This is a genomic window from Nonomuraea sp. NPDC049709 (genome assembly GCF_040674815.1).
Taxonomy (GTDB): domain Bacteria; phylum Actinomycetota; class Actinomycetes; order Streptosporangiales; family Streptosporangiaceae; genus Nonomuraea.
The window spans coordinates 138,926-159,657 of sequence record NZ_JBFANM010000008.1 but is presented as its reverse complement, the minus strand read 5'-3'; the positions used below and the strand labels follow the sequence as shown (position 1 = coordinate 159,657).

21 protein-coding genes are annotated in these 20,732 nt (G+C 71.5%); 13 read left to right on the top strand and 8 right to left on the bottom strand.

What is annotated here, in order from left to right; translation table 11 throughout:
* Position 1: 1 nt before the first annotated feature.
* Together AB0J69_RS10300 and AB0J69_RS10295 are read left to right on the top strand one after the other, a co-directional pair.
* Entirely contained in the window at positions 2 to 382 is a 381-nt protein-coding gene (locus AB0J69_RS10300; protein WP_364115018.1) for a MaoC/PaaZ C-terminal domain-containing protein, read from the top strand.
* A complete protein-coding gene (locus AB0J69_RS10295) occupies positions 382 to 1,305 on the top strand; it encodes a U32 family peptidase (RefSeq protein WP_364115016.1) in 924 nt (307 codons plus the stop codon). Before AB0J69_RS10300 ends, AB0J69_RS10295 begins: the two co-directional genes overlap by 1 nt.
* Positions 1,306 to 1,489: 184 nt before the next feature.
* Here AB0J69_RS10295 and AB0J69_RS10290 read toward each other — a convergent pair whose 3' ends face one another.
* Positions 1,490 to 2,563, bottom strand: coding sequence for a class I SAM-dependent methyltransferase (locus AB0J69_RS10290; protein WP_364115014.1), 1,074 nt, complete (start codon positions 2,561 to 2,563; stop codon positions 1,490 to 1,492).
* A gap of 119 nt (positions 2,564 to 2,682) precedes the next feature.
* On the opposite strand from AB0J69_RS10290, the gene AB0J69_RS10285 reads away from it, so the two are divergent.
* Entirely contained in the window at positions 2,683 to 4,116 is a 1,434-nt protein-coding gene (locus AB0J69_RS10285; protein ID WP_364115012.1) for an aldehyde dehydrogenase family protein, read from the top strand.
* 19 nt (positions 4,117 to 4,135) lie between these two features.
* Positions 4,136 to 5,008, top strand: coding sequence for a tetratricopeptide repeat protein (locus AB0J69_RS10280; protein ID WP_364115010.1), 873 nt, complete (start codon positions 4,136 to 4,138; stop codon positions 5,006 to 5,008).
* On the opposite strand, the gene AB0J69_RS10275 is transcribed toward AB0J69_RS10280, so the two are convergent.
* The 3 genes from AB0J69_RS10275 to AB0J69_RS10265 form a co-directional block, all read right to left on the bottom strand.
* On the bottom strand, positions 4,977 to 5,831 hold the full coding sequence (locus AB0J69_RS10275; protein ID WP_364115008.1) for an alpha/beta fold hydrolase: 855 nt from the start codon (positions 5,829 to 5,831) through the stop codon (positions 4,977 to 4,979). The two genes, AB0J69_RS10280 and AB0J69_RS10275, sit on opposite strands and share 32 nt — an antisense overlap.
* A 163-nt stretch (positions 5,832 to 5,994) precedes the next feature.
* On the bottom strand, positions 5,995 to 6,396 hold the full coding sequence (locus tag AB0J69_RS10270) for an RNHCP domain-containing protein (protein ID WP_364115006.1): 402 nt from the start codon (positions 6,394 to 6,396) through the stop codon (positions 5,995 to 5,997).
* A 1-nt stretch (position 6,397) separates the two neighbouring features.
* Complete coding sequence (locus AB0J69_RS10265; RefSeq protein WP_364115004.1) at positions 6,398 to 6,739, bottom strand: RNHCP domain-containing protein; 342 nt, start codon at positions 6,737 to 6,739, stop codon at positions 6,398 to 6,400.
* Positions 6,740 to 7,046: 307 nt separating this feature from the next.
* On the opposite strand from AB0J69_RS10265, the gene AB0J69_RS10260 reads away from it, so the two are divergent.
* A complete protein-coding gene (locus AB0J69_RS10260) occupies positions 7,047 to 9,098 on the top strand; it encodes an acyl-CoA dehydrogenase (RefSeq protein WP_364115002.1) in 2,052 nt (683 codons plus the stop codon).
* Here the strand turns inward: AB0J69_RS10260 and AB0J69_RS10255 are convergent, their stop codons facing one another.
* A complete protein-coding gene (locus AB0J69_RS10255; RefSeq protein ID WP_364115000.1) occupies positions 9,099 to 9,740 on the bottom strand; it encodes a class F sortase in 642 nt (213 codons plus the stop codon).
* A gap of 184 nt (positions 9,741 to 9,924) precedes the next feature.
* On the bottom strand, positions 9,925 to 10,398 hold the full coding sequence (locus AB0J69_RS10250) for a hypothetical protein (RefSeq protein ID WP_364114998.1): 474 nt from the start codon (positions 10,396 to 10,398) through the stop codon (positions 9,925 to 9,927).
* Between the two features lie 257 nt (positions 10,399 to 10,655).
* Between AB0J69_RS10250 and AB0J69_RS10245 the strand changes: the two genes are divergently transcribed.
* The 3 genes from AB0J69_RS10245 (at position 10,656) to AB0J69_RS10235 (ending at position 12,700) form a co-directional block, all read left to right on the top strand.
* Positions 10,656 to 11,468, top strand: coding sequence for an MBL fold metallo-hydrolase (locus AB0J69_RS10245; RefSeq protein WP_364114996.1), 813 nt, complete (start codon positions 10,656 to 10,658; stop codon positions 11,466 to 11,468).
* 228 nt (positions 11,469 to 11,696) lie between these two features.
* The gene (locus tag AB0J69_RS10240; protein ID WP_364114994.1) at positions 11,697 to 12,188 is read left to right on the top strand and encodes a MarR family transcriptional regulator; all 492 of its coding nucleotides are present in this window, start codon (positions 11,697 to 11,699) and stop codon (positions 12,186 to 12,188) included.
* A complete protein-coding gene (locus tag AB0J69_RS10235) occupies positions 12,185 to 12,700 on the top strand; it encodes a tryptophan-rich sensory protein (RefSeq protein ID WP_364114992.1) in 516 nt (171 codons plus the stop codon). The genes AB0J69_RS10240 and AB0J69_RS10235 overlap by 4 nt, the downstream gene beginning before the upstream one ends.
* A 104-nt stretch (positions 12,701 to 12,804) precedes the next feature.
* On the opposite strand, the gene ligD is transcribed toward AB0J69_RS10235, so the two are convergent.
* On the bottom strand, positions 12,805 to 13,824 hold the full coding sequence (gene ligD / locus AB0J69_RS10230; protein WP_364114990.1) for a non-homologous end-joining DNA ligase: 1,020 nt from the start codon (positions 13,822 to 13,824) through the stop codon (positions 12,805 to 12,807).
* Between the two features lie 314 nt (positions 13,825 to 14,138).
* Here ligD and msrB point away from each other — a divergent pair, with 314 nt between their 5' ends.
* On the top strand, positions 14,139 to 14,540 hold the full coding sequence (gene msrB, locus AB0J69_RS10225; protein ID WP_364114988.1) for a peptide-methionine (R)-S-oxide reductase MsrB: 402 nt from the start codon (positions 14,139 to 14,141) through the stop codon (positions 14,538 to 14,540).
* A 183-nt stretch (positions 14,541 to 14,723) separates the two neighbouring features.
* On the opposite strand, the gene AB0J69_RS10220 is transcribed toward msrB, so the two are convergent.
* Positions 14,724 to 15,434 carry a hypothetical protein gene (locus AB0J69_RS10220; protein WP_364114986.1) on the bottom strand — a complete coding sequence of 237 codons (711 nt, stop codon included), beginning with the start codon at positions 15,432 to 15,434 and terminating at the stop codon, positions 14,724 to 14,726.
* A 218-nt stretch (positions 15,435 to 15,652) separates the two neighbouring features.
* Here AB0J69_RS10220 and AB0J69_RS10215 point away from each other — a divergent pair, with 218 nt between their 5' ends.
* The 4 genes from AB0J69_RS10215 to AB0J69_RS10200 all read left to right on the top strand — a co-directional run bounded on the left by AB0J69_RS10215 (position 15,653) and on the right by AB0J69_RS10200 (position 20,688).
* On the top strand, positions 15,653 to 16,627 hold the full coding sequence (locus AB0J69_RS10215) for an ABC transporter ATP-binding protein (protein WP_364114984.1): 975 nt from the start codon (positions 15,653 to 15,655) through the stop codon (positions 16,625 to 16,627).
* A 1-nt stretch (position 16,628) separates the two neighbouring features.
* The gene (locus AB0J69_RS10210) at positions 16,629 to 17,774 is read left to right on the top strand and encodes an ABC transporter permease (protein ID WP_364114982.1); all 1,146 of its coding nucleotides are present in this window, start codon (positions 16,629 to 16,631) and stop codon (positions 17,772 to 17,774) included.
* On the top strand, positions 17,771 to 18,907 hold the full coding sequence (locus AB0J69_RS10205; protein ID WP_364114980.1) for an ABC transporter permease: 1,137 nt from the start codon (positions 17,771 to 17,773) through the stop codon (positions 18,905 to 18,907). The genes AB0J69_RS10210 and AB0J69_RS10205 overlap by 4 nt, the downstream gene beginning before the upstream one ends.
* Before the next feature lie 308 nt (positions 18,908 to 19,215).
* Positions 19,216 to 20,688, top strand: coding sequence for a HAMP domain-containing sensor histidine kinase (locus AB0J69_RS10200; protein WP_364114978.1), 1,473 nt, complete (start codon positions 19,216 to 19,218; stop codon positions 20,686 to 20,688).
* The last annotated feature ends 44 nt before the right edge of the window (positions 20,689 to 20,732 follow it).

Here is a 20,732-nt window from a genome sequence, read left to right as displayed (position 1 = left end):
TATGATTCCTCCGCTCACCGAGATCACCTCCCTGCGGCGGCTGGTCGAGTACGCCGGCGCCTCGGGCGACTTCTACGAGATGCACTACGACCTGGACTTCGCCCGCTCGCTCGGCCACCCCGACCTGGCCGTGCACGGGCTGCTCAAGGCGGCCTACCTGGGCCGGCTCGTCACCGGATGGCTGGGCGGGCGGGGCCGGCTGGCCGTGCTCGAGGTCAGCTACCGCGGCATGGACTTCCGCGACCGCGCCCACACGTGCCGCGGGCGGGTGGTGTCCACCACGGGGAACCGGGCAGAGCTGGAGCTGTGGGGCGAGGACGACACCGGCCGGCGCACCACACTCGGCCGCGCCGAAGTGATCTATGACGAGGAGATCCCCTGATGACCAGCCTTGCCGACCTCCACGCCCTGATGGCCCGCCTCGGGCACCCGGTGGTGCAGACCGCCACCCCGTCGGGCTCCGGGTTCGCGGACGGGGCGCCGTACCGGTTCGAGATCCCCAGCGTCGAGGGGCCCGCCGTGCTGGAGGCGGTGGTCGCGGAGGCCGACCGGCTCGGCGTGCCGGTCACCAGGACCTCGCAGGGCAGCGGCGTGATGATGCTGACCGACGACGAGATCACGCGGATGGCGCGGATCGGGGCCGACCGGGGCATCGAGATCAACCTGTTCCTCGGGCCGCGGGCCGCGTGGGACACCGGCGGCCAGGCCAAGCTGACCCAGGCCGTGGGGGCCGCCGCGCGCGGCAACGCGATGGTGGCGGCGTGCGTGGCGGACGCGCTGCGGGCCTGCTCGCTCGGCATCCGCAGCCTGCTGGTCGGCGACCTCGGGGCACTGGAGGTGCTGCGCGAGCTGAAGGCGGACGGCACGTTGCCCCCCGACCTGGTGCTGAAGACGTCCGTGCTGATGCCGCTCACGAACGGGCCCACCGCCGCGATCTACGAGCGGCTCGGAGCCACGACCGTGAACGTCGGGACGGACCTGACCGTGCCGCACCTGGCCGAGATCCGCGCGGCTACCGGGTTGCCGATCGACCTCTATCTGGAGGTGCCGGATGATCAGGGTGGGTTCGTACGCTTCTACGAGGCGGTCGAGATCGTGCGGGCCGCGGCGCCCGTCTACCTGAAGATGGGGCTGCGCAACGCACCCAACATCTACCCGTCCGGGGGGCACCTCGGGGTGGTGCCGAAGGAACTGGGGCGGGAGCGGGTGCGGCGGGCGGCGCTGGTGCAGCGGCTGATCGAGCAACTCGACCCTGCGCTCGCCAAGCCGTCCCAAACCTCCGACCTGGGCGTCCCGCAACCGTAACCCCATCCGTGCCCCACCGCACTTCGGTGGGGGTCCCTTGGGGGGGAAGGGTCGGAGGCACGGCGGTCGGCGCCCAGCCGGGCGCGCGGGACTCGGTCGGCGGGACTCGAGCGCGCGCGATGGGCCTCGGGCGGGCAGCCCACCGTGCGCGGCCGCCCAGGGGCGGGCCGCGCCACTCCAGCGGTCAGGCGTGGAGGCGGTGGACGGTGAGAGGGCCGCCGCCCCAGCGGCCGATGGCCTCCTCGTCGGCGAAGGCCAGCACGCGCATCATGTTGCCCCCGTCGCTCAGATCCACGTTGCGGCGCAGCCGGGCGGCCAGGTCGGCGGGCAGGTTCGTGGTGCCGGCCTCGATCGTGTCCCCGTAGTGGGGGGCGAAGGCGACGCCCGCGAACCCGGTACGGCCCAGCAGCGTGCGCACGGTCTCCGAGGAGTAGAACATCAGGTGGTTCTTGGTGAAACCGCTCCACTTGGACCCGTACGCCTTGAGCAGCAGCGACCGGGCGTTCACGGTCAGGATGAGCAGCACCCCGCCGGGCGCCAGCAGGCTCCTGAACCGTGCGAAGTCCTCCAGCGGCCTGGGCAGGTGCGCGAGCACCGACCAGAGCGTGATCACGTCGAAGCCGCCCGCGGCGATCTCCGGCACGTCCTCGGGCGCCCCGAAGTAGGTGCGCGCCCGGCTCAGCCGCTCGTTGGCCTGGGCGACGGACTCCGGTGACAGATCCACCCCGTAGGCGTCGAACCCGCGCTGCTCGGCCAGCTCCAGGAACAGCCCGACCCCCGAGCCGAAGTCGAGCAGCCGCCGCTCCTTGCCCTCGTCGAACACCGGCGAGAACGCCTTCATGGTCAGGTCGTAGCGGCGCTGCCGGTTGGCCGCGTACTTGCCGGTCAGGAAGTTGCTGTAGCCGGTCGCGTACAGGTCGCCGAGCCGCTCGGGCCGGACGTTGGGATTGCGGTAGAGGAAGCCGCAGGACGGGCAGCGTACGACGTGGTAGCGCCACCCCTTTCCGCCGGTCGGCTCGAACAGCGGCTGCTGGCGGGACTCCCCGCACATCATGCAGCTCAGGAACTCCTCGATCTCGCCCAGCGGCCTGAGCCGTTCGTAGTCGGCCAGCGTCATGACGGGCGCTCGCCTGGTGAGCAGCCGCCACTGCGCCTCACGGATCAGTCGCTCCCCCGGCCGTACGTAGACCCGCTGTCCCCACGGGACCCGGTTGTAACGGGAGCCATAAGCCAGTTTTCCTAGCAATCTGTATGCCATCGCCACCACCCTGCGAGCCGTTGTGCCCTACCAGTTGCCGACTATGCGTCCGTCTTCGGGCGCTTTACGTGATCTTTGGGCACTGGCCGGGCTACTTGAGCAAGCATATGCTTGGTAACGTGCCTGACTATCGCAATCTGATCGGCGGCGAGCTGGTGCCCGCCGCGCGCATGATGGACACGGTCAACCCGGCCACCGGAGAGGTGTGGGCCCAGATCCCCGCGAGCGGCGCCGCCGAGGCCGAAGCGGCCGTCGAGGCGGCCGGCCGCGCCTTCCCCGCCTGGTCGGCGCTGCCCGCGGTCGCCAGGGCGCACTTCCTGCGCAAGGTGTCGGAACTGTTCGGCCGGCACGCCGAGGAGCTGGCCAGGCTGGAGACGCGCGACAACGGCAGAATCCTGCGCGACACGCTCAAGAGGGACCTGCCGGGCATGGCGTACCTGTGGCAGCTGGCCGCCGGGCAGTGCCTCGACGCGGTCAAGGGCGACACGGTCGTGCTCGGGCCGGACACGCTGGGGCTGACGCGGCGGGAGCCGTACGGGGTGGCGGTGTGCATCATCCCGTGGAACTCGCCCATCTCGACGTTCTCGGCCAAGGCCGCGTACGCGCTGGCCGCCGGGAACACGGTGATCGTCAAACCGGCCGAGCAGGCGAGCGCGTCGGTGCTGCGGCTGGGCGAGCTGCTGGCGGAGGTGTTCCCGCCCGGCGTGCTGAACATCGTCAGCGGCCTGGGCGAGGAGGTCGGCGACGCCCTGGTGCGCCACCGCGGCGTCGCCAAGATCAGCCTCACCGGCTCGACCGCCACCGGCCAGGCCATCACGCGGGCCTCGGCTGACGCGCTGAAGCCGATGACGTTCGAGCTGGGCGGCAAGTCCCCCAACATCGTCTTTCCCGACGCAGACCTGGACGCCGCCACCCAGGGCGTCACCGTGAACTCCGTCTACACCGGCAACGCCGGGCAGGTGTGCGTGGCGGGCTCGCGCATCCTCATCCACCGCTCGATCTGGGACGAGATGCTCGGCCGCATCGAGCGGGCCTGCGCCGGGCTGGTCCTGGGCGATCCGCTGGACCTGGCGACGACGATGGGGCCGATCGTGTCCGCCGGGCAGTACGAGCGCGTGACGTCGTACCTGGAGCTGGCCGAGAAGGAGGGCGCGCGGCTGCTCTTCGGCGGCCGGACCGGCGCGGACGTGGTGCCCGCGCTGCCCGGCGGCTACTGGGTGGCGCCCACGCTCTACACGACCGAGGACAACTCGCTGCGCGTGTGCCAGGAGGAGATCTTCGGGCCGGTGGCGGTGGCCATCCCGTTCTCGACGGAGGAGGAGGCGCTGGCGATCGCGAACGACTCCCCCTACGGCCTGGCGGCCGGCGTGTGGACGCGTGACCTGGGGCGGGCCCACCGGTTCGTCCGTGATCTGCGCAGCGGCACGGTCTGGGTGAACACGTTCCGCCAGATGCCGCCGGGGCTGCCGTTCGGCGGGGTCAAGGACAGCGGGTACGGGCACGACGCGGTGCTCGAGTACACGCGGGAAAAAGCGGCAATCATCCAGATCTAGTCGGATAGATTTACCCCTCATGAGCGAGGGGATCAAGGACCATCCCGGGCTGTCCGACACGGCCACCCAGTCCCGGGCCTCGGTGCTGCGCAGCCGCGCCGAATCGTACATCGCCCTGTCGCGGCACGACGCCGCGATCGCGGACCTGACGGAGTCGATCGCGCTGGTGCCGGACAACGCCCGCGCCTGGCGGCTGCGCGGCGAGTGCCATCGCGTGATCGAGCGGTACGAGACCGCCCTCGACGACTTCGGCGAGGCGCTGAAGCTGGAGCCGGACAGCGCGTACGCCCTCGGCTCGCGCGGCCAGACCTACGCCTCGATGGGTCGCCTGGAGGAGGCCATGGACGACTTCGAGCACGCGCTCACCCTCTCCCCCGACTCGCTCTGGATCCTGGAGGCGAAGGCGGACGCCCTGGTGGACCTGGACCGGCTGGACGAGGCCCTGGCCGAGCACACCAAGATCATCAAGCTGAACGACGAGCTGGCGTACTCCTGGGTGGCCCGCGGCGACCTCTACCAGCGGATGGAGCTCTACGCCGAGGCCATCGACGACTACACCAAGGCCCTGGAGGCCGAGCCGGACCACGTACGGGCGCTGAGCAGGAGAGGCGAGGCGCTGCGCATGGCCGACCGCTACGAGGAGGCCCTCACCGACCTGAACCGGGCCCTGGAGCTGGACCCCGGCAACGACCGCGCGCTCGGCAGCCGGGGCGCGGTGCTGAGCGAGCTGGGCGACAACGAGGCGGCGCTGCGGGACCTGGACACCGCGATCGAGCTGGACCCCGAGTACACCTGGGCCTACCAGGTGCGCGGCGAGATCCTCCAGGAGCTGGACCGGCACGAGGCCGCGGTCGCCGACTTCACCCGGGTGCTGCACCTGTTCGGCGGGTGAGCCACTCCAGGGCGGCCGCGCCCTCGCGCAGCACGGAGATGTGGCCGTCGTCCGGGAAAAGGCGCAGCTCGGCCGTGCGGCAGCGGCCGGCCAGCCAGGCGCCGTGCGCGGCCGGCACGACGCGGTCGCGGCCGCCGTGCAGGAGCAGGACGGGGACGGTCGCCCGGGCGGGGTCGCAGCCCCACGGGGTGACGTAGGCGAGGTCGTCGTCGATCAGGCCGCCCGGCCCGGCCGCCGTCGCCGGGCCCACCACGTCGCCGAACCACGACCAGTCGCCGGCCAGCGCCGCGTGGTCCTCCGGGGTGAACATCTCGGGGTCGTATTCGGCCGACGCCTCGTGGCGTTCCTTGGCCTCGCGTCCACCGGCGGCGGCGCGCAGGGAGGCCACGCCCGAGGGTGACATGCCCGCGTACCAGTCGAGGCCGCGCGCACCGTACGGTGCCAGGCCCGCCACGCTCACCGCGGCCAGGACCCGGTCGGGCAGCAGGGCGGCGCAGGCCAGGGCGTGCGAGCCGCCGCCCGAGTGGCCCATCACGGCGAACCGGGCGATTCCCAGCTCGTCGGCGACCCGCCGGGTGAGGCCGGCCGCGGAGCCGATGTCCCGGCCGGGCGACGGGGTGGAGCCGCCGTAGCCGGGGCGGTCGTAGGAGAGCCAGCGCACGCCGAGGCGGTCGGCGGCCTCGAAGAGGGGCGCAGGGGGCGCGCCGATGTTGGGGGTGCCGTGGTGCCAGATGACCGGCAGGCGGTCGTCCGCGCCGGGGGCCGTGTCGTAGACGTGGAGGGTGCGGTCGTTGCCGAGCGGGAGTTCGAATTCCTTCCCCATAGCGGGAGCTTAGCCCCTTCGGGGGACCGCGGGACTCTGACCAGGGTTCTTCATCTCCCTGCCGGAGCCGCGCGGTCCTGGGTGGCGCTCGATCCCTGCCGGGACCAGCGGTCCTGACAGGTGCGTGATCCCCGCCGGGGCCGCGGGTGCGGCCCCGGCGGGGTCACAGGGACAGCAGGGCGCTGACCGGGATGCGGGTGTCCGACAGCGGGCGGATGGCGATGCGCAGCAGCGCCAGCGCGTTGTCGTCGCCCGCGATGCGGTTGGCGCTCAGCCCGCCGCACGACTGGCAACTGTGGATGATCAGCCACTCCCCGTCCCCCCGGACGGTGACGCTCAGCGCCGCCATCCGGCCCCGGCAGGCCGCCCGCCGATCGCCCGGGATCCGGTGATCGACGTGCAGGCTCGTCAGGCAGTGCGGGCAGTGGTTGCGGTGGGCGGTGCCCGGCGCGATCATCGGCACGTCCAGCCGGCACCCGACGCAGCGGAACGCGTCGCCGGGCTCCCCGTGATGTGTTCTCTTGCGGCGTTGCGGCCGTTCCCGGCCAGGGTTCCTCCTGGGCATGTCACAGGTCGCCGAACGCCTCTAGGGGGAACGGCGGCTGCGCCAGCGGCCGTACGGCCATGCGCATGAGGATGAGCTGGTTGTCGTCCCCGCAGATGGGGTTCGACGTCAGCTCGCCGCACCGGGTGCAGCGGTGGATGATCATCCATTCGCCGGTACGCAGGACGGCGATCGAGATGGGGATCATCCGCGACCCGCAACCGTCGAGCAGGTGCTGCGAGTGCAGGCAGCTCGGGCAGTGGTTGCGGCGGGTTCCGTCCGGCGCGGTCGCGGTGACCGTGAGGCCGCAGCGGATGCACTCGAACGTGCTCAGGATGGGACTGGGTTTGCCGTTGGTGGACAACCTGGGTACTCCTTGCCGGAATGAGTCATTGAAAGCAGCAAGGAAGCGCCGAGCGGGCCTCGCGGGCACGCTGATGGGGCAGGCGGCCGGTCCGGCCTGTCAGGAGTGATTCAGAGGCAGGATCCGCCGATGGCACAGCGAGGCGCGCTGGGCGCGGTGCCGGGCATAAATCCCCTCCCCCTCCGGGCATGACAGCCCGACTGTTCCACTGAACGGACGGGAGTGAGCGTAACCGGACACCTCCGCTCATCGCCAACCATTTTCCGGTGGGTGGTGGGCGACCGAATATCGTTCTAGATTCGGAGGCATGGGAATCGGGCTGACGGGGGAACACCTGGAGCTGGCGGCCTCCGTGCACGGGCTGGCCGGGCGGAACGCCGATCACGCCGCTCTGGCGGAGCAGGGGCTGCTGGGGTTGCATCTGGCCGAGGAGCGCGGCGGGCAGGGGTACGGGCTGCTGGAGCTGTGCGTGGCGCTGGAGGCGCTGGGCGAGCGGCGCGTCCTGGGGCCGTACCTGCCGTCGGTCCTGGCGTCGGCGGTGCTCTCCTGGTCCGGCACCGCACCGGAGCTGATCGCCGGGCTCGCCGGTGGCTCGCTCACCGCCGCCGTCGCGCTCCTCCAGGACAGCGGACCGTCCGCCGTCGCGCTCGGATCGGCGGAGGCGGACGTCTTCGTGGTCCCGGTCGGTGGTGCCTGGGCCGTGCTCGATCGCGGGGACGTCACCGCCGAGCCCGTCCCAGGGGTCGACCTGGACCGGGCGCTCTGCTCCGTGACCGTGCGGACGGTGCCCGCCGGACGGATGCTCAGGGAGGTCCCGGTACGTGAGCTCGCCGCCGTGCTGCTGGGCGCGGACGCGTGCGGGGTGGCGGCGTGGGCCGTGGCCACGGCGGCCGCCCACGCCAAGGTGCGCGAGCAGTTCGGGCGGCCGATCGGGCAGTTCCAGGGGGTCAAGCACCGGGTGGCCGGGGCGCTGGTGGCGCTGGAGCAGGCCCGGGCCGCCGTCTGGGACGCCGCCAGATCCCTCGACGAGACCAGCCACCCCCGGGAGGGCGGCGCGGGGTTGCCCGACGAGAGCCGGCTGGCGGTGGCCGTGGCGGCGGTGCTGGCGGCGGACGCGGCCGTGCGGTGCGCGGCGGACGCGATCCAGGTGCTCGGCGGCATCGGCTACACCTTCGAGCACGACGCCCACCGCTACTACCGCCGGGCCCTGTCCGACCGGATGCTGGCCGGGGATCCGGGGCCGTGGGCCGGTGAGGTGACCCGGCTGGCGGTGGCGGGCGTGCGGCGGCGGATGGAGCCGGACCTGCCGGAGGAGGCCGCCGCCGTCCGGGACGCCGTCAGGGCGGCGGCCGCGTCACTGCGTGCCGAGGAGCCGGCGGCCCGGCTGGGCAGGCTGGCGCGGGAGGGCTGGATGATGCCGCACCTCCCCCGGCCCTGGGGACGGGGCGCCTCGCCGCTCGAGCAGGTGATCATCCACCAGGAGTTGCGCGACCTCGGCCGCCCGAACCTGGGCATCGCGGCCTGGGCGGTGCCGTCCAGCGTCCGGTACGGCACCCTCGAGCAGCAGGAACGTTTCCTGCCCCGGACGTTGACCGGCGAGATCGTGTGGTGCCAGCTGTTCAGCGAGCCGGGCGCGGGCTCGGACCTGGCCGGGCTCTCGACCAAGGCCGTATGGGTGGAGGGCGGCTGGTCGCTCACCGGCCAGAAGATCTGGACGTCCCTCGCGCAGTACGCCCATTGGGGCATCTGCCTGGCCCGGACCTCCCCGGAGAAGCCCAAGCATGACGGCATCTCGTACTTCCTGGTGGACATGTCGTCCCCTGGCGTCACCGTCAGGCCGCTCAAGGAGATCAACGGGGACGAGATCTTCAACGAGGTCTTCCTGGACGACGTGTTCGTACCGGACGACCTGGTCGTCGGCGCGGTGGACGGGGGCTGGCGGGTGGCCCGCGACACGCTCTCCCACGAGCGCGTCGCGCTCGGCGACTCCTGGGGGCCGGGGTCGCGGCACACCGACATGGTGAAGCTCATCGCCCGGCTGCCGCCGCTCCGGGAGGCGCAGCTCGAACAGGCGGGCCGCCTGTGGGCGGAGGGCCAGGCCGGCTCGGCGCTCGGGCTGCGCGCGACCCTCTCCCAGCTCTCCGGGTCCGGAGCGGGCACCGACTCCAGCGTGCGCAAGCTGCTCGGCATGCGGCACGCGCAGGCGATCTCGGAGTTCTGCTGGTCGCTCGCCCCGGCCGACCGCTACTGGAACCGCATGATCCTGACCACCCGCGCGTTCACGATCGGCGGCGGCACGACGGAGGTGCAGCTCAACATCGTCGCCGAACGCGCGCTCGGCCTGCCCAAGGATCCGTGATCAGCGGCCGGGGTAGTACGGGGCCGCGAGATGGGCGTAGACGATCGTGTTGTCCTCGTAGCTGTGCGCCCGCCGGTCGAACGTCCCGCCGCAGGTCACCAGCCGCAACCCCGGGTAGGCGAGCTTGGCGTAGACCTTCTTGGCGGGGAAGCGGCGTTTCGGGGTGTGCTCGACCTTGTCGACGACGAAGACGGCCACCGAGCGGTCCGCGCGCAGCACCTGCACCTGGTCGCCGCGCTTGACGTCCTTGAGCCGGGCGAAGACGGCGGGGCCGGTCCTGGTGTCCAGGTGGCCGGTGATCACGGCGGCGCCGCGCTGGCCGGGCACGGGGCCGTAGCGGTACCAGCCGGCCAGGTTCGGGGGGTCGAACGGCGGGTTCTGGATGGCGCCGTTCGCGTCCAGGCCCAGCTCCATCAGGGGCGCGGCGACGCCGATGGAGGGGATGTAGACGGCGGCGGGCCGGGCGGGGCGCATGGGGGCGGCCACCCCGGACAGCGGCACGCCGGTGATCGGGGCGGCGGACGCGGGCAGGGGTGACGGCGCCGGCTCCGGCGAGGCGGCGGGGTCGCCGCCGAGCACACCGCCGATCCCGAGCCCGATCAGCAGCACCCCGGCCAGCGACACGACCGCCGCCCCCGCCACGATCAGCCGATGCCCGGACGCCCCACGGCCGGACGCCCCACGGCCGGATGCCCCACGGCCGGATGCCGAGGTAGGGGGTGGGGGCGAGGTGGGTGGCTGCGCCGGGGTCAGGCGCGGCCTCGCGCTCGGGGCCGGGCTCGGGGCTGGGCGCGAAGTCGGGCTGGGGTTCGGGGTTTCGGGCAAGCTAGACGACGCCCTTACGGCGGCGTACCGCGAACCCGGCCAGGCCGGCGCCGGTCAGCAGCGCCGCCCCGCCCACCGCGAACGGCCACACCGGCCCGTCCGCCGTCAACCCGCCCCCGCCCGTCTCCGGATGACCCCTGGGCACCTTGTGCTCCTCCTCGCCCGCCGGCCGCCACGGAGGCTCGGACCCGGGCGGACCCGACCAGGAATCCTGCGGGGCGGGGCCGCTCGACCAGGAATCCTCCGGTACGGGCTTGTCCGACCAGGAGTCGTCGTGCCCGGGAGCACCCGGCCGGGATTCGCCAGGTTCGTGGCCGCCCGACCAGGAATCGTCGGGCTGTTCCTCGCACAGGATCGGTAGCGGGAGGAGGCAGGTGGACACCGCGCCGGGCACCTGCGGACCGGCGGAAGCGGCGGCGGAGGCGGTGCCCAGGCCGGTCGCCAGGCTCACGCCCGCGACCGCGAAGGCGGTCACCGCTCCAGCCGCTGCGAGACGTCGCGCTCTTGCCATGAGAAGGCTCCAGGATCGGTTGACGCCCCCCGATACACAAGAGAGCCTTGCGAATTATTAGACCGACAGTCAAGTAATGTGACCGAAGTGAAACCAGCCGGACACGGAGGGTTTGGCCACGGCCTGCCGTGGTAGGGGATTCCCCGCAAAGGGGGACAAAAGCCATGATTAATTCGCAACGGCCTGAACTGCCGCGGTCAGCGCATCCGGGGTGAGCCGAAGTGAAGGGAAGCTTGCAGTTCATCGGGAACGCGACCACGCTGATCCGCTACAACGGCTTCACGCTGCTGACGGATCCCAACTTCCTGCACCGCGGCCAGCGGGCGTACCTGGGGTACGGCCTGACCTCGCGCCGCCTCACCGACCCGGCCGTGGAGATCGAGGACCTGCCGCCGCTGGACGCGGTGGTGCTGTCACACATGCACGGTGACCACTGGGACCGGGTGACGCGCAGGGGCCTGGACAGGGACACGCCGGTCATCACGACCACGACGGCGGCCCGCAGGCTGCGCCGCCGCGGCTTCCGCCAGAGCGTGGGCCTGGAGGAGTGGCACCAGCACGAGCTGCGCGGCCCGGGCGGCACCGTCCGGATCACCGCCCTGCCCGCCAAGCACGCCCCCGGCCCGGCGGAGGCGCTGCTGCCGCCCGTGATCGGCACGATGCTGGAGTTCTGCAACCAGGACGAGCGGGTCGAGCTGTGCATGCACATCAGCGGTGACACGCTGCTCGACCGCCGCCTGGACTCGATCCCGCGCCGCTTCCCCGACATCGACCTGGCCATCGTGCACCTGGGCGGCACCAGGCTGCTCGGCACCCTGCTGGTGACCATGGACGGCGAGCAGGGCGCCGCGTGGGTGGACCTCATCAACCCGCACGCGGTCGTACCGGTGCACTTCGACGACTACACCGTCTTCAGCTCACCCCTGGACGACTTCCGCCACCACATCGAGCAGGCGGGGCTGACCGACCGGGTCGTCTACCTGGAGAAGGGCGAGACGCGCGAGCTCGCCCCGCACCACCTCGTCCGCCGCTGAGACCGCCGCAGGCCCGGGCCAGGCGCGGGCCTCCGCGCGCTGCTGGAGGCGCAGCGGCAGCGTCTCGGCATCCTTCCACGTTCGACAGGCGGACGCCCCCATCGTGCAGTTCCTCGACGGGCCGAACCAGTCGGCGACGGCTGCGCGCAGCCGAACACCGACCGCCGCTGCTGGAACGTTCTGCGACGTTGACGCCGCGCACCGGATATAGTTAAACTCAATAACGTTATGAAGAATAACGATATTTTGCCTGGGGACGACGGGACCGAAGGTCCTCCCAGGGAGCTGGCGCGCTCAACCGGCTTCCTGCTGTCGTGGGTGGCGGCCAGAGCCGGTGAGCAGTACGAGAAGGCGCTGTCCGAGATGGGGCTCAAGGCGCTCCACCTCGGCGTGCTGACGCAGCTCCAGAGCGGCCCGCTGGTCCAGTCACGGCTCAGCGAACGGCTGAGCGTGTTCAAGCCCGTGATGGTCACACTGGTCAACGAGCTGGAGGCCATGGGTCTGGCGGAGCGGCGCCCCCACCCGCGCGACCGGCGTGCGGTGGAGGTGCACCTCCTGCCGGCCGGCGTGCAGAAGATCCGGCATGCCGAGCAGGTCAGCGAACGCATCTCGGGCGAGTTCTTCGGCCCGCTGACGCCCGAGGAGCGGGAGACCCTGCACGCTCTGCTCGCCAAGCTCGCCGGCGGAGCGCCCGCCGGCAGCCGGAAGGAACCCCGATGAACGCCTCGGCCAACGCGCACCACCCCGAGATCGCCTCAGCCCGCTCCCGTTTCTGGCCGGTCGGGCTCCTCTTCGTCCTCGCGCCCGTGCTGATCGGGCAGATCCCGGGCGCACTCGCCTTCACGCTCAACCCCGACGTCGCTACCGATCTCGGGATGACCAGGATCCCCATACCCGTGTGGGTCTTCATCGTGGTCTGGCTCGTGATCAAGACCGGCATGGGGATCGCGGCATGGCAGCTCTGGCGCCGGGCACCCCGCGGAAGCGACGTCACCGTACCCCTGACCGTGCTGATCGCCGGCTACCTGCAGACCAACCTCTTCTGGCTGGCCGACGGCCTGCGCTCCATCGCCGTCACCGATGCCACCGGCCTCCTGCTCGCCGCCGCCACGGTGGTGGTGTTCTCGCGCTACTCAGCCTCCGCAGCCCGCTGGCTGCTGCCCTGGCTGATCTGGATGCCGATCACCCTGGCCGTCAAGATCGCGGCCATCGTCGGAGCCTTCCCCGCATGACACTCCAGCGGTCGGGTTGATCCGCCGGACGCCTACCGCCCGCGTCGGATGCGGGCGAATCGGCGTAACCCCGGAACCGGGTCAGGACCGTGCGCATCGCCGGCTCAGCTTGACCCGTCTTCCGTCGTCACAGCCCTGGCCTTGCTCGGCTGGACCCGCTTGGGCTCGCCGGGCATCTTCGGGTAGTTGGGCGGATAGGGCATGTCGCCCCGGCCGTCCTCGGCGTACAGCTCCAGGAGCGGCTCGATGGAGTAGGCCCGGTCGTCGATGGCCGCGTGCACGTCGCCCACCTTCGCGAAGCGGGCGGGCACCGTGCGGATGTCGAAGTCGCGCGGGTCGGCGTCCTCCAGCTCGTCCCAGGTCAGCGGGGTCGAGACGGGCGCCTCAGGCCGGGCCCTGATCGAGTACGCGCTGGCGACCGTGCGGTCCCTGGCGTTCTGGTTGAAGTCGATGAAGACCCGGTCCCCGCGCTCCTCCTTCCACCAGGCCGTGGTGACCAGGCCGGAGTCGCGCTCCTCGACGGCCCTGGCCAGGGCGATGCCGGCGTGGCGTACTTGGATGAAGTCCCAGCGCGGCTCGATGCGCACGGCGATGTGCACGCCGCGGTTGCCCGAGGTCTTCACGAAGCCGGTCATGCCCAGCTCGCCGAGCACGTCCCTGGTCAGGAACGCGGCCCGGCGCGCGGTGTCGAACTCCAGGCCCGGCTGCGGGTCGAGGTCGACACGCAGCTCGTCGGGGTGCTCGACGTCGGCCGCCCGCACCTGCCAGGGGTGGAAGTCGATGGTGCCGAGGTTGGCGCAGTAGGCGATGGCCGCCACCTCGGTGACGCGCAGGGACTGCGCCGTACGGCCGCTGGGGAAGGTGACGGTGACGGACTCGAGCCAGTCGGGGTGCCGGGGCGGCATCCGCTTCTGGTAGATCGCCTCGGTCTGTACGCCGTCGGGGTGGCGCTTGATGTTGGTCGGCCGGTCCTTGAGCGCCCGCAGGGCCCCCTCGCCGACGCTCACGTAGTATTCGACCAGTTCCCGCTTGGTAGCCCCGATCCCAGGAAAGTAGACCTTGTCGGGATTGGTGACCTTGACGGTCCTCTCCCCCACCTCGAGCTCTATGTACGGCGATGCCATGCACTCGAACCTACTCCAAGCGGGGTGGGCCCGTCCCGGAGCCGCCTCGGTGGCGGGACCGGGGGCTCGACGGGACGGGCCGCCAGACCATCCGCCGCCGTTCCGGGCGCTGGCGCGCCACCCGGCCGGCCGTCGCGATCCCCCAGCGGCGCCAGCACGGGCGTGGGCTGTGCCGCTCGGCGGGATCTGCGGATGATCTCACCCCTTGGCAGGAGGCGATGACACCCCCATGCCTACAAAGACGCGAATTCGCCCCAGAACGGATGCTTCCCCCTGCGAAGATCTCTTTTTGCCTGATCTCGTATTCTGAACGCATGGACAAGGTGGTCAAGAGCGAGGCCGAATGGCGGGCCCAGCTGTCGCCCGAGGAGTTCCACGTCCTCAGGGAGGCCGGGACCGAGCGCCCGTTCACGGGGGAGTACGTCGACACCAAGGCCGAGGGGGTCTACTCGTGCCGCGCCTGCGGGGCCGAGTTGTTCCGGTCGGACACGAAGTTCGAGTCGCACTGCGGCTGGCCGAGCTTCTTCGAGCCGTCAGATTCCGACGCGGTGAAGCTGATCGAGGACCACAGCCACGGGATGGTGCGCACCGAGGTGCGCTGCGCCCGGTGCGACTCGCACCTCGGGCACGTGTTCCACGGCGAGGGGTACGCGACGCCGACCGACGATCGTTACTGCATCAACTCGGTGTCACTGCGGCTCGAACCCATGGGGTGATCACGCGGCGACGCGGCGTATCGATCGTGTCCTACGGGTACGAGTGCCGCGTGCGCTTTGTACACCTTCGCCACCGATGGGTGACGATCGAGACCATCGGGCGCGTCGTAACTCAACGGTGCGAAGTGTGCTCGAGGACGCGGGTCCGGGTCCGGTGACCCGGAACGTGCCACGACGGCCGGATCAGTTCGGGGCGGGATGGGTGACGCGGCAGCTGCGATCACCGGGGCCGAGGATGTTGGCCAGCACCGGGTTCCCGTTCCCCCCGAACTTGGAGTGCACGAACACCACCGGATTCGGCACTCCCCTGCTGTGGAGGTAGGCCAGGCCGCGCTCGCAGAGCGTGACGGCGGTGAGTGAATTGTCCGCGCTGTCCGGCAAATCCGTGTAAATGCGCAAATATCCGCCGACTGTGCGGATGTCTTTGAGGCGCTTCAGCGCCTTGTCGTCCGGGCCCCACTGCGTCCGGAAATACTCCGCCGCCTGCTGATCCGTATGCCGGGAGGGGCCGTCGGCCCGGTAGTCGTCGCCGTCCCCGGGGGCGGGGCCGTCCGCCAGCACGTCCTCCGCCATCGTGGACGGGGCCGTGGTGCCCGCCACCATTCCCGGCTCCGCGGCGCCCGTTCCCTCCGGAGTGGCCGCCGGTCTCGGTGACTCGGACCTCTGCAGTTCCCTGGTCTCGGCCCCGGTGGTCACCTCGGCGCCGGCCCCGGTGGCCGCCCCAGGCTTCCCCGTACCCTTCCCGGACTGCGCGCCCGAGCCGGCGTCCGGCTCGGCCGGCCCGCGCTCCTGCCCGGTGCCGGGCTGGCGGGCGGCGCCGGAGCCCACCGACGCCCCGAAGGGCCAGCCGTTCACGCCGAGCAGCACGACGGCCCCGCCCGTCAGCGTCAGCACCCCCGCCACCAGCCGGCCCCGCGCCCTACGGCGCCGCGCGCGCCGGGTCCGGCCCGCCGCATGGCGACCGGCCGGACGCCGTCGCCTTCCGGTCTCTTCCACCCCGTCCTCCCGTCGCCCTTGGAACGTGCCACCCCGCGAACGCCCAACGAACAAGAGATTTCCCCTGATTGTGACAAAGGGGATAGATCAATTCAGTGGGATCGTCCACTTAGGTCTTGCTCTTTCTTGATCCGGACCAGCAAACTGCGGGGGTGGCCCAGGACGAGATCCTGAAATGTCAGAATTTACGAAAGACGTTCGGCGACCTCGTGGCGGTCGACGACGTCAGCTTCATCATCGAAGCCGGCGAAACCTACGGACTCCTCGGCCCCAACGGCGCGGGAAAGACCACGACGATCTCGATGATCGCCGGCATCCTCGACCGCGACGGCGGCGACGTGCTCATCTCGGGCCGCCCCCACGGCACCACCAGCACGTGGGGCAAGAAGCAGATCGGCTACGTCCCCCAGGACCTGGCCCTCTACCCCGACCTCAGCGCCCGCGAGAACCTGCGCTTCTTCGCCCGCCTGTACGGCCTGGGCCGCGCCGAGGCCCGCACCCGGATCGACGCGGTACTCGACGTCATCGGCCTGACCGAGCGGGCCAGGGATCCGGTCAAGGAGTATTCGGGCGGCATGAAACGCCGGCTCAACATCGGCGTGGGCCTCCTGCACCGCCCTCCCCTGCTGATCCTCGACGAGCCCACCGTCGGCGTCGACCCGCAGAGCCGCAACGCGATCCTGGAGAGCGTCTCAGCGCTGGCCGGCGAGGGCGTCGCCATCCTCTACACCACGCACTACATGGAGGAGGCCGAACGCCTCTGCGACCGCATCGGCATCATCGACCTGGGTCTGATCAGGGCCGAGGGCACCCGGAGGGAGCTGGTCGGCCTGGTGGGCGAGCTGGACCGCGTCTCGCTGACGACCGACGGCGGTCAGGCCGTACCGGAGCTCGAGGCGCTGCCCGAGGTGCGCAAGACCAGCAGCCACGAGGGGCATGTCGAGGTGATGGTGGAGGACGCGCGCGCGGCGCTGCCCCGGATCCTGGCGACGGCCACCGAGGCAGGCGTGGTCGTACGCACGGTGGAGGTGCACGAGCCGAACCTCGAGTCGGTCTTCCTGCACCTCACCGGCAAGGCGCTACGGGACTGACATGCGCGCGATGTGGCTCATCACCGCCAAGGACCTGCGCCAGCGGGTCCGGGACAAGTCGGTGTTCCTGCTGGCGATCGTGGTGCCGTTCGGGCTGGCGGCCATCTTCAGCCTGGTCTTCAAGGGCATCGACACCCAGGAGACGCCCACGTTCGCGGTGGCCGACCAGGACCGGGGGCAGATCGCGACAGCCTTCACCGGGCAGGTGCTCGGCACGCTGGAGCGGGAGGGCGTCATCCGGCTCAGGACGGTCGGCACCGAGCAGGAGGCGCTGGCCCTGCTCGAACGGGGCGAGGCGGACGCCGCGTACGTCATCCCCGGCGGCTTCAGCCAGGCCGTGCTGGGCGGGCACGCCACGTCCATGCGGCTGATCGGGGACGCGGACGCGGCGATCAGCTCGTTCGTGGCCCGCTCGGTGGCCGAGTCGTTCGTGGCCGACGTCCGTTATGTGCGGGTGGCGCTGGCGACCAAGGGCGGCGGCACGCCCGAGGAGGCCCTGCGGGTGCCCGTGCCGGTCACCGTCGAGGACCTCGCCGCGGAGCGGCGGCAACTGTCGCTGGCGGAGAGCTTCTCGGCCGGGATGGCGGTGTTCTTCCTGTTCTTCACCGTGCAGTTCGGCTTCAGCTCGATCCTGGACGAGCGCCGCGACGGCACGCTGGCCAGGCTGCTGGCCGCGCCCGTCTCCCGCTACACGATCGTCCTCGGCAAGCTGCTGGGCGGGATCGTGGTCGGCGTGGTGAGCATGGCGGTGCTCGTCGTCGCCTCCGCCCTGCTGCTGGGCGCGCAGTGGGGCGAGCCTCTCGGCGTGGGGGTGCTCGTGGTGGCGGGCGTGCTGGCGGCGACCGGGGTGATGGCCCTGGTGGCGACCGTGGCCACCACCGCCGAGCAGGCCGGGAACGTCCAGGCGGTGGTCGCGGTGCTGCTCGGCGTGCTGGGCGGCGTGTTCATCCCGGTCCAGCAGATGGGCGGTGCGTTCGCGGTGCTGAGCATGATCACCCCGCACCGCTGGTTCCTTGAGGGGCTGGCCGACCTGCACGGCGCGAACCCACCGGTCCTGGCCGTCGTGCCGACGCTGGCGCTGCTGGGCTTCGCCGTCGTGACGACCGGGATCGCGCTGCTGCGGGCGGGAAGGATGTTGCGGCCATGACGGCGATCGCCTGGGTCAACCTGATCCGGCTCTTCCGCGACCGGAGCAACTTCTTCTTCGTGATCATCTTCCCGATCGTGCTGATCATGGTGTTCGGCCTGTCGTTCGGCTCCGGCTTCACCCCGCGGCTGGGCGTCACCGACGTGCCGACCCTGGAGGCCGCCAGGCTGGTGGCGGCCCTGGAGGCGACGGGACGGATGGAGGTGGTGCGGGTCGGCAGCGAGGCCGAGGCCCGCGACGGGGTGGAGCGCGGGCGGCTCGCCGCGGCGCTGCTCATCCCCGCGGACTACGACCGCGCCCTGGCCTCCTACACCCCGGTCAGGCTGCGTTTCGTGAGCCGGGACGACCCCGACGCGCTGCAGCTCGGCACCGCCGTCAGGTCCGTGGTGTCCGAGGCCACGATGCCCGCCAGGGCCGCGGCGTACGTGCGCGAGGGCTCCTACGAGGAGCTCGCGCGCCGGGCGGAGCTCGTCAGCGTGCCCGGCATCACCGTCTCGTTCACCACGGCCGGCAACGCCGCCCTGCCGCAGGACGTGTCCAGCTTCGACATCGCCGCGACCTCGCAGCTCCTGCTGTTCACGTTCCTCACCTCGCTGACCGGCGCGGCGGCGCTGATCGAGACCCGGCGGTTCGGGCTGTCGCGCAGGATGTACGCCACGCCGGTGTCGAGCGGCACGATCCTGCTGGGCGAGGCGGCCGGACGGGTGGCGGTGGCGCTGACGCAGGGGCTGATCATCATGCTCGGATCGGGCCTGCTGTTCGGGGTGCGATGGGGCGACCCGCTCGGCGCGGGCGCGCTGCTGCTGGCGTTCTCGCTGGTGGGCGGCGGGGCGGCGATGTTCCTCGGCGCCGCGCTGCGTACCGAGCAGCAGGCGGTCTCCCTCGGCCTGCTGCTCGGCCTGGGCCTGGCCGCGATCGGCGGCGCCATGGTGCCCATCGACTTCTTCCCCGACACGATGCGGCAGGTCGCGCACGTCACCCCGCACGCGTGGGCCCTGGACGGCTTCGCCGAGCTGCTGCGCAGGAACGGCACGATCACCGACATCCTGCCCCAGCTCGGCGTCCTGGCCTGCTTCGCCGCCGCCTTCTTCGCCCTAGGCACCTGGCGCCTGCGCGCCGCCCTGTCCCGGTAGGCGTCGTACCAGGCCCACGCCCTCACCACGGAAGCTCCCGTGAATGGCCCGGAGACTGCCATGACCGCCTGCAAAACCGGTCATATTAGGACAAATATTCGCATATAACTGGAAACCGGCGGATACCGTGACGGTATGGCCTTCGTGGGGGTGCACAACGCCGGCCACGACCACCTTGACCACCTGATCGACCGCCACCCCTTAGGCGGTCACCGATCCGCTGCCCGAGCTCGCAGCAGGCGGCAGACCAACGGCTCCGGAACCACTCACTGATTCTCACCCCCGGGGCATCGCTCTTCCGACAGGCCATGCAGGCAGATCTCGACGTGCTGCGGGTCGCGGAGAAGGAGGGGAGCATGTGGCCGAAGGCCATCAGGCAGCGCCGGCCGTACCCGCGCTCCATCCGGGTGCGCTACGCCCTCGCCGTGGGAGCGCTGTTCCTGATGGTCCTCACGGCGATCGGTGCTCTCATCTCCCTCAAGATCCGCACCAGCGTGGCGGAGGAGATCGCTCATGACATGCGCCTGGCCATCGTCGACTGGACCAGCGAGATGCGGCCCGGCTACATCCCGCCGCCCAAGCCGAGCATCCGCGCGAGATACCTCCAGCTCGTCGACTCCCGGGGGCGGGTGGTGGCGGCCAACGCGACCGCGGCGAACAAGCCGCCGTTGACCATGGTCCGCCCTCCCCCCGGTGACCGCATGCAGGACATCACGGTGTGCCCTTCGTGGGCCGGGGGCGCGTGCATTCTGGTCACGGCCCTGCGGTTCGACGCCGGCGCGGCCCGCCTGCTGTTCAACAACGAGCCGCACTACATCTACGCCGGTGCGGAAGAGCCTCCCGCCCTGGCCATGCACTATCTGGAGGCCGGCATCACGACCGCGGTCCTGTTCGCCTCCGCGACGGCAGCCTGGAGCACCTGGGTGGTGGTGGGCCGGACGCTGCAGCCGGTGCGGGCGATCAGCAGGAAGATGCGTGAGGCCGCGGAGACGGACCTGAGCCTGCGGGTGCCGACGCCGCCGGGCAACGACGAGATCGCCGAGTTCGCCCATACCTCCAACATCTACCTCGACCGGCTGGAGAAGGCGGTGAAGGCGCAGCGCCGGTTCGCCTCCCTGGCCTCCCACGAGCTGAGGTCCCCGGTCGCCGCGCAGCACATCCAGCTGGAGGAGGCGCTGCTGCATCCGGACGAGGTGGACACGCGCGCGGCCCTGCAGCGTACGCTGCGCAGCACGGAACGCCTTGAGGCGATCATCGACGATCTGCTGGCCTACACGCGGGTCAAGGACGCCTGCCCCACGGCGTACCAGCCGCTCGACCTCGCCGACCTCGTGGCGGAAGAGGTGGCCGGTCTGCCCTCCGGCGGTACCCCGATCCGGCTGCAGGTGACGGCCCGCCCGATCGTGCTGTGCTCGCGGGTGCAGCTGGGCCGGGTGCTGACCAATCTGCTGGCGAACGCGCGACGGCACGCCCGGTCCCGCATCGAGGTCACCGTCGAAGAGGTGGACGGGCAGGCCGTGGTGAGCGTGCAGGACGACGGTGCGGGCATCGCGCCCGAGGATCGCGAGCGCGTCTTCGACGCCTTCGTCCGGTTGCGGGAGGGGCAGCGCCTGGATCCGGGGGGCAGCGGGCTCGGGCTGGCCATCAGCCGGGAGACGTGCCTGGCCCACGGCGGGTCCCTCACCGTGGAGGACTCCCCGGTCGGAGCGCGGTTCGTGCTACGGCTACCGGTGCGGGACCTGCCCGCCGGCCAGGGGGCCGGGGACCGGTCCGGCGACTGACAGCACACCCGGCAGGCCCGGCGGACACCTTTACCGTGAAATGG